We start from the raw sequence: 13,979 nt of genomic DNA, 5'->3' as shown, positions 1-13,979 counted from the left end.
CGGGGCCCCGGCCCCCGGCCCGCACTGCACCCCGGGTTGGCCCACCCGGGGGGGGGTGGGGTTGGGGGGGGGCCCCCCTATTTGGGGGGTGGCGAGCGCCGCGAGTCCGGCGGCCGCGAACAGTGCGGCGCCGGTCAGGGCATGCAGGAGTCGTCTCATCGGAACCTCTCGTGGGGAGCGGGCCGGGAGCAGCAGCGTGACAGCAAACCCGCACCTTTGAAAGGGTCATGACAGAAGGCGCCCCGAACCACGGCCCGGCCCTTCCGGAACCCCGGAGGGCGGGGCCGCCGAACGACCCGACATCCGCCTCAGCGGATGACCGGGAGCACCGCCTCCGCGCTGCGCCCGGTCGCCGACTCGATGAAGGCCACCGGGTCGGCGACCTCCGCGAGCAGTCCGCGGGTGAAGTGCAGCGCGCCCTCGGCCGGCGGCGGGCCGCCGACGGCGGCGATCAGGTCGAGCAGGTGGACGGTCGCCTCCATCAGCGCCACCTCGGCGAGCGCGCCGAGCCGCACACTGCCCAGCAGCGGGTGCGCCACCGTCACCTCGGGCGACAGGTCGGCGAGCCCGGCCAGGGCGGCCGGGCCCTCCGTCCCGAACCGGGCGATCAGCACGGCGGGCCCGGTCTCCGCGGCGGCCTGCTTCGCCGCGTCGGCGATCTGCCCGGCGGCGGTGTGCGCCAGGCCGCCCGGCCGGTTGTAGGCGCGCAGGATCCCGGCGCCGGTGGTGATCTCCGCCGGCCCGTCGAGGACGGCCTCGCGCAGCCCGTCGAACATCGCCGGCACCGGCGCCACGTGGCCGCAGAGCGCCTGGACGGTCCACTCGGGCAGCCTGGTCGGCCGGCTCCAGTCCTCGGCGTCCAGGGCCTTCGCGCGCTCCGCCCAGGAGGTCCAGGCTTGCGCCAACATCACTCGTACCGGGTCGTTCTGACTGCTCATCGGCCCTCCTCGGGGCGGTGGTCACCGGGGCCCCACGGTACCCCCGCCCCCGGGCCCGGCGACGGCCACCCCCGGCGGCCGGGACCGGCCCACCCGGACCACCCGGACCACCCGGCCCGGGCGCTCCGACCCCGGGCAGGAACCGCTCCGGAACCCGTTCGGAACCCCTCCGGAACCACGCGCCGGCACCCGCCCGTCACGCCGGGTGCCCGGCGGCCGCCGTCCGCCCCGGGCCGCGCGCCGACCGGCCCGCACCCCCGGCTACTCACCGCATCCGACCCCTCCACCCCCGTCGCCGGGCCCCCGGCGCCGCCACCGGTCGGCTGACCAGCGGAATCGCCGATCCGGCGGCCCGGCGCAGCGATGCCCGTTTATGACTGATTCATACCTTGTATCCTGGTTCTGTATCCGCTGAGTGACATCTGCCGACATCCGCCGAGCGGCGCCGGCACCGATCCGGAGGAGTACGGACATGGCCGAGCGGGACGGCACCGAGAAGCGGGGACGCCTGAGCCGCCCGCTGGTGCTCGCCACCGCCGTGGCGCTGGTCGACCGCGAGGGCCTGGCCGCGCTGACCATGCGCAGGCTGGCCACCGAGCTGGGTGTCGAGTCGATGGCCCTGTACCGCTACACCCCGGGCAAGGAAGCCCTGCTCGACGGCCTGATCGAGGCCTACTTCACCGAGGTCAACGCCCGGCTGCGGGACAGCACCGCCGACGGCCCCCGGACGTCCGGCTGGCGGCTGGAGCTGCGCCGGATCGCCCGCTCGTTCGCCGCCGCCGCGCACGCCCACCCCGAGATCCTGCCGCTGGTCGCGACCCGGCCGCTGACCGTCCCGGTCGCCCGCCGGCCGGCGCCGGTGCTCGAACTCACCGAGCACATCCTCGCGGTGCTCGGCCGGGCCGGGTTCGACGACGCCACCGCGCTGACGATCTACCGCACCTTCGTCGCCTGGAACCTCGGCTGCCTGCTGGTCGACAAGCGCCAGGTGGTCGACAACCCGGACGAGCCGGACCCGGTACTCCGGCTGGGCCTGCACCGGCTGCCCGCCGCCGAGTACCCGAGGCTGCGTGCCCTGGTGCCCCGCTTCGCCGAGTTCGACGACGAGAACGAGATGCTGGGCGGCCTCGACAGCCTGCTGAACGGGATGCCGGAGCCCCCCCTTGACTCCTTCTACGGCGGAGACGCATCCTGAGGATACGAGGTACACGTCGGACATATCCGCCCGAACAGGCACCTCCGGGCACACCGGACGGCAACGCTCCGGCCGGGTCCGGACGGCGCCCGGGAAGAGGTCGCCATGTCCGCCGTTCCCACCCAACCACCGCCAACCCGACCTACCCGACCCGACGTCCTGCGCCTGCGCGTCACCGCCGAGGACGCGGAGACCCTGCGCGCCCTGCTGCGCGACACCCGTCCCGACGTCGGCGGCCGGCCGCACATCGAGCCCGACGGCAGCGTCGGCATCGACGTCTACGCCCCGGAGGACCGCGTCGCGGCCCTCGAACGCGAGGGCGTCACGGTCACCAGGACCGGCAACGCCAGTGCGGCCGGACGCGCCGCCCAGCAGGAGGTCGGCACCGGCGACCGGTTCGCCGCCGGCGCCGTCCCGCACGGCCTCGCGGCCAAGTCCGCCGGCTGACCAGGGAGGTCGTCATGCCGTATCTGAACACCACCGAGGTCGAGTCCGCGCTGGCCGCCCTGGCCACCGCCTACCCCGGCACCACCCGGCTGCTCACCCTGCCCGACCCCTCGTTCGAGGGCCGCACCGCCCACGCCCTGCAGATCGGCGCCCCCGCGCCGGTCCCCAAGGACTGCGTGATGATGATCGGCGGTGTGCACGCCCGCGAGTGGGGCAGCTGCGAGATCCTCGTCCACCTGGCCGCCGACCTGCTGGAGGCCCAGCGTGACGGCACCGGCCTCACCTACGGCGGCACCGCGTTCACCGCCGCCCAGGTCCGCGCCCTGCTCGGGCGGGTGGACCTGGTGCTCTTCCCGCTGGTCAACCCGGACGGCCGGCGGTACAGCCAGACCGCCGACCCGATGTGGCGCAAGAACCGCAACCCGGCCAACGCCGGCGGCAGCACCAACCCCGACTGCGTCGGCGTCGACCTGAACCGCAACTACGACTTCCTCTTCGACTTCGCCACCGCCTTCGCGCCGACCGCCACCCCGCAGGTGTCGGCCGACCCCTGCGACCAGCAGGTCTACGAGGGCCCCAGCGCCTTCTCCGAACCGGAGACCCGCAACGTCCGCTGGCTGCTGGAGCAGTTCCCGCGGACCCGGTGGTTCGTCGACGTGCACAGCTACTCCCAGGACATGCTCTACAACTGGGGGGACGACGACAACCAGTCGGTCGACCCCGCCATGAACTTCCGCAACTCCCACTACGACGGCAAGCGCGGACTGCCCGGCGACGTCGCGTACGCGGAGTACATCCCGAAGACCGACGCCGACACCGCCGTCCTGCTCGCCGAGGCGTTCTGCCAGGGCGTCAACGGCGTGCGCGGCCTGGCGTACCGGCCGATGACCGGGTTCCACCTGTACCCGACCAGCGGGACCAGCGACGACTACGTCTACTCCCGCCACTACGTCGATCCCGACCTCGGTTCGGTGCTCGGCTTCACCGTCGAGTGGGGCACGGCGTTCCACCCGCCGTGGGCGGAGATGGAGAAGATCGTCCTCGACGTGGACGCCGGGCTCCTGAAGTTCTGCCTGGCCACCGCCTGAACCCGAGGCCCCCGGCCTCCCGAACCGCTGGAAGCCCCACCGTCCGAACCCCCCGAAAGCCACAGTGCCCGACAGCTGGGCGCCCGCCACGATCGTTCGTGGCGGGCGCCCGGGCCTGTGCGCTCAGGCGGCCCGGTGGAAGAAGAACGGGTCGATGGACGGCGCCACCCGGGTCGCGCCGTCGGTGCTGAGCAGTTGGTGGGTGGTGAAGTCGGCGTTGCGCAGGTACGTCACGCCGACCGGGAAGTTGGCCCGGTCCGGGGTGTTGTTGCCCGCGAAGATCCCGTAGAAGTCCGTCCCCACGGCGAGGATCCGGATGTAGTCGCCGAGGTAGGGCAGCCCGTGGGCGACCGGCACGTCGGCGGGCGCCTGGTGCAGGACGTCGGACTCCGGCGCGGTCCGCCAGTTGTCGGCGGTGACCTCCAGGACGGTCGTCCACTGGTTCTGGGCGAACCGCTGGTAGACCAGCCCGACCAGGCCGTCGGCGTTGACCGCCAGCGCCGGGTTCTTGGCGTCGGTGATGTCGTCGCGTACCTGCTGCCAGGTCTGGCCCCGGTCGGCGGAGTGCCGCACGTGCAGGGTGTTGTCGACTCCGCCCGGCCCGCCCACCCGGTCGCACCAGGCGATCCAGACGCGGTCGGCGCCGGTCGGGTCGACGGCGATCGTCAGGTCGCCGCCGAGCCGCTCCTGTCCCATGGTCGAGTTGAACGCGATGAACCGGTCGGTCGCGACCCGCTGCCCGGGGGTGCTGTCGGCGGCGTCCTTGAGGTCCCGGAAGGGGTTGGCGCCGAGGCCCGCGCCGTCGTCCCGGGTCACCACGACGTCGAAGGTGACATCGGTGACCGGACGGCCGTCGTCATTGGTCCGCCAGCTCTCGAACGCCGCGTAGACGGTGCCGTCGGGGTGCACGGCGAGCCGCACCGGCGGCCCGTCCTGGCCCGCCGGATCCCGCTGCTCGATCACCGTGGGCCCGAATCCGGCCGGCGCGGGCGCCGTCCGGGCGTCACCCGAGACGTCCACGGTGGCACTCCTCGGCCCCGGGCCGTTGTTGCCGATGTAGACGCGGTCGCGGTCGGCGCCGCCGGCCGCCACGGTGTCGGCGGTGACCCACGGCTGGTCCTCGCGGTCCCGGCTGACCAGGATCTCCATCGGCGCGGTCGAGGCGATGCCCGGCGCGCGCAGGATCTGCATCCTGGTGATCGGCTGCGGCCGGTGCAGCGCCGCCTGGCCGTTCAGGATGCCCGCGTAGAGCGCACCACCCCGGGCCGCGAAGGCCACGGTGATGTCGGCGGTGCCGATCTGCGGCGCGGCCCCGGGGACGATCGTGCGCAGCGCCCAGGTGTCGCCGCCGTCGGTGGACACGTAGACCGGGGCGAGCGGGCCGTTCATGGGGTCGGGGGTGAAGGCGGTCGCGACCATCTGGGCGGGCTGCTCCGGGTTGACCGCGAGGAACGGTTCGGAGTCCTGGCTGGCGGTGCCGCTCAGCGCCTTCGGGGTGATGTCGACGACCTTGAGGGTGGGTGTGCCGGGCATGGCGGCTCACCTCCGTTCCCGCAGCACGGCGAGCTTGTGCACCGGCTGGTAGTCCTCGGGGTGGATCAGTTCGTACGGGGCCAGTCCGCGCAGGTCGTCCCCGGTGGCGTGCAGGAGCCAGAGGCCCTCCTGGCCGGCCACGGGCTTGGGCACCCGGTAGAAGTGGGCGTCCCGGCTGTTGGGGTAGAGGACGGCGACGGTGCTGTCGGCCACCGGGCCGCGTTCGACCCGGGTGACGCCGATCCGGGCCCGCCACCAGTCCGGGGCGTGCTCGGAGTAGCGGTCGGTGCCGTCGACCTGCTCCAGGCCGACCACCGTGCCGACGACGACCGCGTCCGCCGTCCCGGCGTGCGCGGCCAGGTCCTGTGCGCGGATCTCCCGCTGCACGGACGTGAACGGCAGCTCGTCGGCCGTGGTGGCGGCCAGGGACACGTGCGACTGGACGGACTCGGCGGGCAGCCGACCCACCTCGGTGACGCCCAGGCCCTCCCCGTACACCATGCCCCGGGTGAAGAAGGCGGCCCGCTCGCCGACCCCCATGAGGGCGGCGTCGGGCGCCAGTTGGACGGTGACCTCGCCGCCCGCGAGCTGCCGGAAGGCCTCCGGCGCGTGCAGGACCTGGTCGACCCTGACCACGGCCGTCCGTTCGTTCCTGTCCTCGACCGGGACGGCCGCGAGCGAGGTGCCGCCGACCCGGGTGACCGTGCCCAGGAAGCTCAGCGGGGCCTGCCGCACGAGTGCGGTCAGGTCGTCGGAGGCAGCGGCGGTGGGAGTGGTGTCAGTCATGACGGTTCTCCGATCCGCTCACCGCACGGCACGGGCCGTGGACGGGTGCGCCCGGCGCCACTCGACCCGCGCGCCGAGCACGCAGGCGGCGGTGACGGCGGCCGCAAGCGCGACCACCAGCCACTCCGCCGCGCCGCTGCCGGCGTCCGGGTCGACGCCGAGGAGCGTCTCGATCCACTGCGGCCACACCAGGGTGAGCAGGAACAACAGCCCGGACAGCCCGCCGAGGGCCGTCTCCAGCCAGAAGCGGGGGCGGACCGGGCTCGATCGTCGATGGGTGGGTGCTTCCCGGGAAGGCATCGCTGCGCCTCCCCTCTCCCTCCACCCGGGCCGCGCCCGGCGCGTCTGGCGCGCCGTACCCGGGCCGCCGGGCCGCAGGGCCCGGCGGCCCGGCCGGCCGGACCGGCCCGGGTCGGGGTCTGCTTCCGTCGGCGCCGCCGGTCGGGGGCGTGGCCGCCGCGGGAGGGTGCTGTCGGGGTGCGCCGAGCCCGGGTCCTCCGGGAGGAGGGCCTGGGCCGCGCCGGGGGTCCGTCTGGCCGGGCCGGGGTGGCGCCGGGGTCGGCGCCGTACGTCTACGAGGCACACGTACGAGGGACACGTACTGCGTATACGAGTCTGCGCGCGGTGCCCGGCCCGGGTCAAGGGACACCGGGGTCGGGGGGGGGGGACGGTGGGGCGGGGGCGGGGGGACGGGCCCGGCCGGCCCGGCCGGTACGGCGGCGACCGGGTCAGACCCGGGCGCCGAGCATTCTCAGGACCAGCTCGCCGTAGCGGCGGCCGAGCTCCTCCGGCGTCTCGGTCGAGCGGTCGGTGTACCAGCGGGAGACGTCGATACCCAACGAGGTGACCGCCCGGGCCGCCGTCCGCACCTCCGCGACCTGGAACTCGCCGGCCGCCGCGCCGGCCTCGATCAGCGCGCTGACCTCGCGCTCGATGTCCAGGCGCAGCGCGGCGACCACCGCGTAGGCGTCCTCGGGCAGGGCGTGCAGCTCGTAGTTGACCACCCGGCCGACCGTCCGGGCCCGGGCGTGCCAGGCGGTGAACCGCTCGACCAGCCGCCGCATCCGCTCCACCGGGGCGCCCCCGCCGGCCACCGCGTCCCGGACCAGCGCCAGCGTGGCGGCGTGCCCGGCCCGGCTGATCTCGGCGAGCAGCGCGGCCTTCGACTGGTAGTGGATGTACAGCGCGGCCGGGCTCATGCCGGCGGCGGTGGCGATGTCCCGGGTGGTGGTGGCGTGGAATCCGCGCTCCGCGAAGGACTCGACGGCCGCCTGGAGCAGCCGGTACGCCGCCTCGGGGCGGGTGTCGGCGCCGGGCAGGGTCGTCCAGAGGTCGGCCATCGGGGTGCTGGTCATGGCGTCATCCTCGCAGAGACTCGGAGCGGAACTCGTACAGGTTTTCCCATCGATCGCCGGACGGGACGGGCGGTCGGTCGGCAGGCTGTTGACAGGCTCCCGCACCGACACCATGCTGAGCAAGCGCTTGGTCAGCGGTGGTGACCGGATCCCCGTACGAAAGGCAGGACGCTTCGTGGTGCACTCCTTCAAGGGCCGGGTGGCCGTCGTCACCGGATCGAGCCGGGGCATCGGCCTCGGCATCGCCCGCGAGCTGGTCGACCGGGGCGCCAAGGTCTGCCTCACCGCCCGCAACGCCGAGCCGCTGGCCGAGGCCGTCCGGGACCTGGGCGGGCCGGAGAACGCGATCGCCGTCGCGGGCAGGGCCGACGACCCCGCCCACCAGGAGGAGGCGGTCGCCCGCACCCTGGAGGCCTTCGGCCGGCTCGACCACCTGGTCAACAACACCGGCATCAACCCCGTCTACGGACCGGTCCTGGAGACCGACCAGGACGCCGCCGCCAAGATCCTGGCCGTCAACGTGCTCGGCCCGCTGGCCTGGACCCGCCGCGCGCACGCCGCGTGGATGGGCGAGCACGGCGGCTCGGTCGTCAACATCGCCTCGGTCGCGGGCATCCGCGCCTCGGCCGGCATCGGCATGTACGGCATCAGCAAGGCCGCGCTGATCCGGCTCACCGTCGAGCTCGGCGCCGAGCTGGGGCCGCAGGGCATCCGGGTCAACGCCGTCGCCCCCGCCGTCGTCAAGACCAGGTTCGCCGAGGCCCTGTACGAGGGCCGCGAGGAGAAGGTCGCGCGCGCCTACCCGCTCGGCCGGCTCGGCGTCCCCGAGGACATCGCGGGAGCGGTCGCCTTCCTGCTCTCCCCCGACTCCGCCTGGATCACCGGCCAGACCCTGGTCGTCGACGGCGGCGTCACCCTGGGCGGCGGCCTGTGAGCCCCGAGCCGCACGACCGGGGCGTCGTGGTGACCGGCGCCGGCCGGGGCATCGGCGCCGCCCTGGCCCGGGCCTTCGCCGCCGCCGGGGCCCGGGTCGTGGTCAACGACCTGGACGCCGACGCCGCCCGCGCCGTCGCCGGGGAGTGCGGCGCCACCGCCCTGCCCGGGGACGCCGCCTCCGCCGACGGCCTGGCCGACCTGGTCGACCGGTCCCGGGCGGCCCTCGGCGAGATCGACGTATGGTGCGCCAACGCGGGCGTCGCCCCGGTCGGCGGCGCCGACGCGCCCGCCGCCGCCTGGGCGAGCGCCTGGGACGTCAACGTGATGGCCCACGTCCGGGCCGCCGACCTGCTGCTCCCCCGCTGGCTGGAACGCGGCGAGGGCCGCTTCCTGGCCACCGTCTCCGCCGCCGGACTGCTCACCATGCTCGGCTCGGCGCCGTACGCGGTCAGCAAGCACGGCGCGCTCGCCTTCGCCGAGTGGCTCTCCGCGACGTACCGCCACCGGGGCGTCCGGGTGCACGCGCTCTGCCCGCAGGGCGTGCGCACCGACATGCTCGCCTCGACCGGCCCGGTCGGCGAGGCGCTGCTCGCGCCCACCGCGCTGGACCCCGAGGACGTCGCCGAGGCGGCACTGGCCGGGCTCCGGGAGGAGCGGTTCCTGATCCTGCCGCACCCCGAGGCCGCCGAGTACTACCGGGTCCGGGCCACCGAGCCGGACCGCTGGATCGCCGGGATGAACCGGCTCCAGCAGGAACTGGAGAGGAGCGGGGCACTGTGAGGGCCTGGCAGGTTCGAGAGCTCGGCGAGCCCGCCGAGGTGATGCGGCTGGCCGAGGACGTCGCCCGGCCGGAGCCCGGCCCCGGGCAGCTGCTGGTCCGGGTGCGGGCCGCCGCCGTCAACTTCCCGGACGCGCTGATGGTGCGCGGGCAGTACCAGGTCCGCCCGCCGCTGCCGTTCACGCCCGGCGTGGAACTGTGCGGCGAGGTGGCCGACGGCCCCCGGCGGGGCGAGCGCCTGATCGGCAACCCGGTGCTGCCGCACGGAGCCTTCGCCGAGTACGCGCTGCTGGACGCCGCGACCGCGTTCCCCGCGCCCCCGGCGCTGGACGACGCCGAGGCGGCGGCCCTGCACATCGGCTACCAGACCGCGTGGTTCGCGCTGCACCGCCGGGCCGGGCTGCGGGCCGGGGAGACCCTGCTGGTGCACGCGGCGGCCGGCGGGGTCGGCAGTGCGGCGGTCCAGCTCGGCCGGGCCGCCGGGGCCCGGGTGATCGCGGTGGTCGGCGGCGCGGACAAGGCCCGCACGGCGGCGGCGCTCGGCGCCGACCTGGTGGTGGACCGGCGGGCCCGGGACTTCGTCGCCGCCGTCAAGGAGGCCACCGACGGGCGCGGCGCCGACGTGGTCTTCGACCCGGTCGGCGGCGACGCCTACACCGGCTCCACCAAGTGCATCGCCTTCGAGGGCCGGATCGTGGTCGTCGGCTTCGCCGCCGGACAGGTCCCGACGCCGGCGCTCAACCACGCCCTGGTGAAGAACTACACCATCCTCGGCCTGCACTGGGGCCTCTACAACACCCACGACCCGCTCGCCGTCCGGGCCGCGCACCACGAGCTGACCGGACTCGCCGAGCAGGGAGCGGTCCGGCCGCTGGTGAGCGAGCGGGTGTCGCTGGCCGCCGCCGCGGACGCCGTCCGGCGGGTCGCGGGCGGGCTGAGCACCGGCCGGATCGCCGTCCTCGCCGACTGACCGGCCCCGGGGGCGACCGACCGTCGCTCCCGGCGACCGACCACCGTCGAGGGTGACCGACCACCGTCGAGGGCGACCGGTCCACCGCCCGCGCGGCCGGGGAATCCGGCTGCGCGGGCGCCACGGCCCCTGCCAGGATGCCGGGATGACATCCTTTTCCGCCGCTCGCGACGCACTGGAGGGCCTGGCCCTGGGGGACGGCTTCGGGGAGCGCTGGTTCCCGCTGTTCCGCTCGCCGAAGGAAGCGTTCGAGCAGATCCGGGCCCGGCGGACGCCGGAGGAAGGCCCCTGGCACTGGACCGACGACACCGCGATGGCCCTGTCCGTCTTCGGGGTCCTGACCGCCTTCGAGGCGGTGCACCAGGAACGGCTCGCCCAGGCCTTCGGAGCCACCTACCTGGCCGACCCCGGCCGCGGCTACGGGCGCGGCATGCGCCTGCTGCTGCCCAAGCTGGCCGAGGCGCCCGGGAGTTGGCGCACCGAGGCGCGGGAGCTGTTCGACGGCCAGGGCAGCCTCGGCAACGGCGCGGCCATGCGGGTGGCCCCGCTGGGCGCCTGGTTCCACGAGGACCTGGACGAGACGGCGGAGCAGGCGGCGCTGTCCGCCGAGGTGACGCACGCCCACCCGGAGGGCGTGGCCGGGGCGGTGGCCGTCGCCCTGGCGGCGGCGTTCGCCGCGCGCGGCCGCTCCGGGCCCGCCCCCGCCGGGGCGGAGCTGCTGGCCGGGGTCGCCGACCGCACCCCCGCCGGCGGGGTCCGGGACGGGCTGCGCCAGGCCGCCGCGCTGTCCGCCGCCACCGAGCCGTGGCGGGCCGCCGACCTGCTGGGCAACGGACAGCGGGTCCGGGCGGGCGACACCGTGCCGTTCGCCCTGTGGTCCGCCGCCCACCACCTGGACAGCCTGGCCGACGCCCTGTGGACCACCGCCGAGGGGCTGGGCGACGTGGACACCACCTGCGCCATCACCGGCGGCGTGGTCGCCGCCCGCACCGGCCTGGCCGAGGTGCCGCCGACCTGGCTGGCCTGCCGCGAAGCGCTGCCGGACTGGGTCGCCAGGGCGGCGAGCGAGGCGGAGAGCCAGGCGGAGACCGACGCCTGACGCTCCCCCGGCCGACCACTCCCCCGGCCGCTCTCCTAGCCGCTGACCTCCACCGTCACCTCGTAGGCGCCCTGTCCGGACGTACAGGCGAGGGCCTCGCCGCAGCTGGTCCGGGTCGCGGTGACCCGCGCGCTGCCGGGGGCACGGGCGGTGAACGAGGCGGTGACGGTGCCGCAGCCGCCGCCGGGGCGGCAGGAGGGTGACGGTGCGGTGGTCGGGGTGCCGGCCGGCGCGAGGACGTCGGGGGCCGAGCCGCTCGCGGCGCTCCAGTAGGTGCTGTGCAGGACGACCGTGACGCTCGTGCCGACCGCGACCTTGAGGGTGGTGCGGTCGGCGTGCTCGTCCACCGTGACCGCCGCCGGGCTCGGGGCGGCCGGGCCGGCCGCGGTGGCCGCAGTGGCCGCAGTGGCCGAAGGGCCGGTCCCGGCTGAGGCGCACCCGGCGAGGGCGAGCAGGGCGAGCAGGCCGGCGGCGAGCGCCGGGGCGGCGGGTCTTCTCGGGTTCACGGTGGTTCCTCACTGCCGTTGTACGGAGGGTTCCGGTTCGACGCACCGGCGTCCGCTCCGGATCCCCCGGAAGGGAAACGGCACCGGGGCGGGCCGCAGGGCCCACCCCGGTGCGTTCGGCGCGGCGATCGTCAGGAGACGGTCACGTCGTCGTAGTAGGTGTAGGTCGGGTCACCCGCGTAGTTGTCGTCGTGGTTGCTCAGGGTGAGCGTGTAGGAGTGGCCCGGGGTGACGGCCGCCGTCTTGTTGGTCCAGCTGCCGGTGGTGGTGCAGGTCTTGGCGAGGACCGTGCTGGTGGTGCCGGTGGTGTTGTCCTTCAGGGTGGCGGTGGCCCAGTCGTAGGTGACGGTGTCGTTGCAGGTGTTGCTGTACCAGAAGGACACCTTGCTGGAGCCGGTCGGCGCGGTGAAGGTCTGGGCGATCGAGGAGTCCGTGCTCGGGTTGGCGGAGCCGAGCATGGCGCCGTAGCTGCCGCTGTGGGCGGCTGCGGTGGTGGCGGAGGTGGTGCCGGCGGCGGTCCAGCCGGTCAGGTTGCCGGTCTCGAAGGTGCCGTTGGTGACGGCGGTGCCGCCGCCCCCGCCGGTGGACTCGGTCCAGCCGAAGACGGTGCTGCCGGTGGCGCCGGTGGTGTCGGTCGCGGTGACCGTGACGCTGGAGGTGCCGGCGGCGGTCGGGGTGCCGGAGATCAGGCCGGTCGAGGAGTTGATCGACAGGCCGGCCGGCAGGCCGGTGGCCGAGTAGCTCAGGGTCTGGCCGGTGGCCGAGTCACTGGCGTGGATCTGCAGGCTCGCCGCGGTGCCGACGGTGCCGGTCTGGCTGCCCGGGTTGGTGACGGTGACCGTGTTGCCGTGGGTCAGGATGGTGTGCGAGATCGCGCAGGAGTTGGTGTCGTTGGACCAGCTGGCCTGCTCGGCGTAGCTGCCGAAGGAGCCGAAGGAGATGTTGGCGGCGCCGCCGGCGCTGCCGGACTTGATCCAGGCGCACTCGTCGGAGTTCTCCTGGCCGTTGTAGCTGCTGCCGGAGACGTGGTTGGTCCAGCCGCCGGCCGGGTTCTGGTCGGACATCATCTCGTGCCACTCGTGGCCGAGCGTCATCGTCCAGCCGTCCAGCGTGCCGGGCGAGTTGACGAAGCCGACGCCGCAGTTGGCACCCGCGTCGATGTTGTACGGCTGGTTGGAGAACGCGATGTCGCCGTAGGGCGAGGTCGCCGCGCCGCCGGTGAGGGTGGTGTCGCCGTTCCAGTCGTGCCAGGCGCAGTACCCGGTGGTCGGGTTCTGGTAGTCGTCCGGGTTGGTGCCGTGCGGCGACAGGACGATGTAGTACGCGTCCCGGTTGGCGGCGGCGGTGGTGTTGCCGAAGTGGCCGGCGGCGTTGATCGCCTCCTGGGCGAGCTGGTTGCCGGTGGCCTGGCTCGGCGAGGCGGCCCCGTTGTCGTACCAGACGCCGGACAGGACGCCGCCGGCCTGGTACGGGATGAAGTTGGCGTTGGACGGGCAGCTCACCGCGCCGCTGGCGACGTTGGGGCCGTCGCACCACTGGGTGAGGTCGGCGGACCAGGTCTCGCCGTTGGTGCCGATGCCCTTGAACATCTGCTGGGTGGCACCGGCCGCGCCGGCCGAGTCGTTGGAGAACTTCGCGTTGCCGTTGGCGTCGGTGCTCTGGGTGCCCCACTGGCTGCCGTAGAACACCAGGTACACCTTGGAGTGCCCGCTCTGCACGCCGATGCCGTCGACGCCGCCGCCGTAGGACAGCGTCTGCTGGCCGGTCGCCGCGGCCTGGTTGTGGGCGGCCAGCCACTTCTTGTAGTTCTCGTGCTGGGACTGACCGGGTACCGCACCGTGCCGGTAGGGGTGGCCGGCCTGCGGGCTCCAGGGGTTGAACTCGTTGCCGGTGCTGCTCTGCGCGCTGGAGATGTCCTGCGCGGAGGCCGGGGTGGCCGCGCCGGCCAGCCCTGCGGCGGCGAGCGCGAGCGTCGCTATTCCGGTGAGCGCCGCGTACTTCGCGCGGGCGGTCCTGGGGGAGTGACCCATGGGTGAGGGTGCCTCTCTTCTGCCGATCGCCCACGGCCCCGGGGGGGCCGAGAACGATCCCTTCGTGGGGGATCGCAGGCAGCGGATTCCGCCGGGAGCCTTCCGGTCACTTCTTTCGCACACCCGGAATTGACTGCCCGTCGGCCTGTTGCCACCTGCTGGGCCTGAAGGAAAGCAGAGCTGATGAACACCGGTCAACGGCAAAGGGTAAGGGCCGATTAAGAAGCGGGTCGAAGCAGGTCAAGCGGAATTGACGAAAGGTAATCAACGCGCGTAGCCATTCACTGAATAGCACTGGGAATGCTGTTTCCAGGAATC

Annotated in this window: 14 protein-coding genes; 7 read left to right on the top strand and 7 right to left on the bottom strand. The window is 74.4% G+C overall.

The features are described from left to right. Positions 1–308: 308 nt before the first annotated feature. Positions 309–938: a maleylpyruvate isomerase N-terminal domain-containing protein gene (locus tag ACFQ6N_RS12575; RefSeq protein ID WP_380648806.1), complete on the bottom strand. Its 630-nt coding sequence runs from the start codon at positions 936–938 to the stop codon at positions 309–311. Between the two features lie 472 nt (positions 939–1,410). Here ACFQ6N_RS12575 and ACFQ6N_RS12570 point away from each other — a divergent pair, with 472 nt between their 5' ends. From ACFQ6N_RS12570 to ACFQ6N_RS12560, 3 genes are all read left to right on the top strand, one after another. After that, positions 1,411–2,133 carry a TetR/AcrR family transcriptional regulator gene (locus ACFQ6N_RS12570; RefSeq protein WP_380648805.1) on the top strand — a complete coding sequence of 241 codons (723 nt, stop codon included), beginning with the start codon at positions 1,411–1,413 and terminating at the stop codon, positions 2,131–2,133. A gap of 105 nt (positions 2,134–2,238) precedes the next feature. Next, entirely contained in the window at positions 2,239–2,580 is a 342-nt protein-coding gene (locus ACFQ6N_RS12565; protein ID WP_380648804.1) for a hypothetical protein, read from the top strand. A 14-nt stretch (positions 2,581–2,594) separates the two neighbouring features. Then, a complete protein-coding gene (locus tag ACFQ6N_RS12560; protein ID WP_380648803.1) occupies positions 2,595–3,668 on the top strand; it encodes a M14 family metallopeptidase in 1,074 nt (357 codons plus the stop codon). Positions 3,669–3,791: 123 nt separating this feature from the next. On the opposite strand, the gene ACFQ6N_RS12555 is transcribed toward ACFQ6N_RS12560, so the two are convergent. From ACFQ6N_RS12555 to ACFQ6N_RS12540, 4 genes are all read right to left on the bottom strand, one after another. Beyond that, a complete protein-coding gene (locus ACFQ6N_RS12555) occupies positions 3,792–5,201 on the bottom strand; it encodes a hypothetical protein (protein WP_380648802.1) in 1,410 nt (469 codons plus the stop codon). 6 nt (positions 5,202–5,207) lie between these two features. Further along, positions 5,208–5,987, bottom strand: a complete 780-nt coding sequence (locus ACFQ6N_RS12550) for a hypothetical protein (protein ID WP_380648801.1) — start codon at positions 5,985–5,987, stop codon at positions 5,208–5,210. Positions 5,988–6,005: 18 nt separating this feature from the next. Further along, a complete protein-coding gene (locus ACFQ6N_RS12545) occupies positions 6,006–6,287 on the bottom strand; it encodes an ABC transporter permease (protein ID WP_380648799.1) in 282 nt (93 codons plus the stop codon). A 428-nt stretch (positions 6,288–6,715) separates the two neighbouring features. Beyond that, a complete protein-coding gene (locus ACFQ6N_RS12540; protein ID WP_380648798.1) occupies positions 6,716–7,342 on the bottom strand; it encodes a TetR/AcrR family transcriptional regulator in 627 nt (208 codons plus the stop codon). A gap of 175 nt (positions 7,343–7,517) precedes the next feature. Here ACFQ6N_RS12540 and ACFQ6N_RS12535 point away from each other — a divergent pair, with 175 nt between their 5' ends. The 4 genes from ACFQ6N_RS12535 (at position 7,518) to ACFQ6N_RS12520 (ending at position 11,125) form a co-directional block, all read left to right on the top strand. Further along, a complete protein-coding gene (locus ACFQ6N_RS12535; protein ID WP_380648813.1) occupies positions 7,518–8,276 on the top strand; it encodes an SDR family oxidoreductase in 759 nt (252 codons plus the stop codon). Continuing rightward, the gene (locus tag ACFQ6N_RS12530) at positions 8,273–9,058 is read left to right on the top strand and encodes an SDR family NAD(P)-dependent oxidoreductase (protein ID WP_380648797.1); all 786 of its coding nucleotides are present in this window, start codon (positions 8,273–8,275) and stop codon (positions 9,056–9,058) included. The genes ACFQ6N_RS12535 and ACFQ6N_RS12530 overlap by 4 nt, the downstream gene beginning before the upstream one ends. Beyond that, entirely contained in the window at positions 9,055–10,026 is a 972-nt protein-coding gene (locus ACFQ6N_RS12525; protein ID WP_380648796.1) for an NADPH:quinone oxidoreductase family protein, read from the top strand. Before ACFQ6N_RS12530 ends, ACFQ6N_RS12525 begins: the two co-directional genes overlap by 4 nt. A gap of 145 nt (positions 10,027–10,171) precedes the next feature. Beyond that, on the top strand, positions 10,172–11,125 hold the full coding sequence (locus ACFQ6N_RS12520) for an ADP-ribosylglycohydrolase family protein (protein ID WP_380648795.1): 954 nt from the start codon (positions 10,172–10,174) through the stop codon (positions 11,123–11,125). A gap of 35 nt (positions 11,126–11,160) precedes the next feature. Here the strand turns inward: ACFQ6N_RS12520 and ACFQ6N_RS12515 are convergent, their stop codons facing one another. Together ACFQ6N_RS12515 and ACFQ6N_RS12510 are read right to left on the bottom strand one after the other, a co-directional pair. Continuing rightward, positions 11,161–11,631, bottom strand: coding sequence for a hypothetical protein (locus ACFQ6N_RS12515; RefSeq protein ID WP_380648793.1), 471 nt, complete (start codon positions 11,629–11,631; stop codon positions 11,161–11,163). Between the two features lie 131 nt (positions 11,632–11,762). Then, entirely contained in the window at positions 11,763–13,661 is a 1,899-nt protein-coding gene (locus tag ACFQ6N_RS12510; protein WP_380648792.1) for a putative Ig domain-containing protein, read from the bottom strand. Between the last annotated feature and the right edge of the window lie 318 nt (positions 13,662–13,979).

This window comes from Kitasatospora sp. NPDC056446, from assembly GCF_042796115.1.
Taxonomy (GTDB): domain Bacteria; phylum Actinomycetota; class Actinomycetes; order Streptomycetales; family Streptomycetaceae; genus Kitasatospora.
This window is presented reverse-complemented; position numbering and strand designations above follow the sequence as displayed.

Coding starts and splice junctions, on each gene's coding strand:
- ACFQ6N_RS12575 (WP_380648806.1), bottom strand. CDS start 938: ATGAGCAGTCAGAACGACCCGGTACGAGTGATGTTGGCGCAAGCCTGG.
- ACFQ6N_RS12570 (WP_380648805.1), top strand. CDS start 1,411: ATGGCCGAGCGGGACGGCACCGAGAAGCGGGGACGCCTGAGCCGCCCG.
- ACFQ6N_RS12565 (WP_380648804.1), top strand. CDS start 2,239: ATGTCCGCCGTTCCCACCCAACCACCGCCAACCCGACCTACCCGACCC.
- ACFQ6N_RS12560 (WP_380648803.1), top strand. CDS start 2,595: ATGCCGTATCTGAACACCACCGAGGTCGAGTCCGCGCTGGCCGCCCTG.
- ACFQ6N_RS12555 (WP_380648802.1), bottom strand. CDS start 5,201: ATGCCCGGCACACCCACCCTCAAGGTCGTCGACATCACCCCGAAGGCG.
- ACFQ6N_RS12550 (WP_380648801.1), bottom strand. CDS start 5,987: ATGACTGACACCACTCCCACCGCCGCTGCCTCCGACGACCTGACCGCA.
- ACFQ6N_RS12545 (WP_380648799.1), bottom strand. CDS start 6,287: ATGCCTTCCCGGGAAGCACCCACCCATCGACGATCGAGCCCGGTCCGC.
- ACFQ6N_RS12540 (WP_380648798.1), bottom strand. CDS start 7,342: ATGACCAGCACCCCGATGGCCGACCTCTGGACGACCCTGCCCGGCGCC.
- ACFQ6N_RS12520 (WP_380648795.1), top strand. CDS start 10,172: ATGACATCCTTTTCCGCCGCTCGCGACGCACTGGAGGGCCTGGCCCTG.
- ACFQ6N_RS12510 (WP_380648792.1), bottom strand. CDS start 13,661: ATGGGTCACTCCCCCAGGACCGCCCGCGCGAAGTACGCGGCGCTCACC.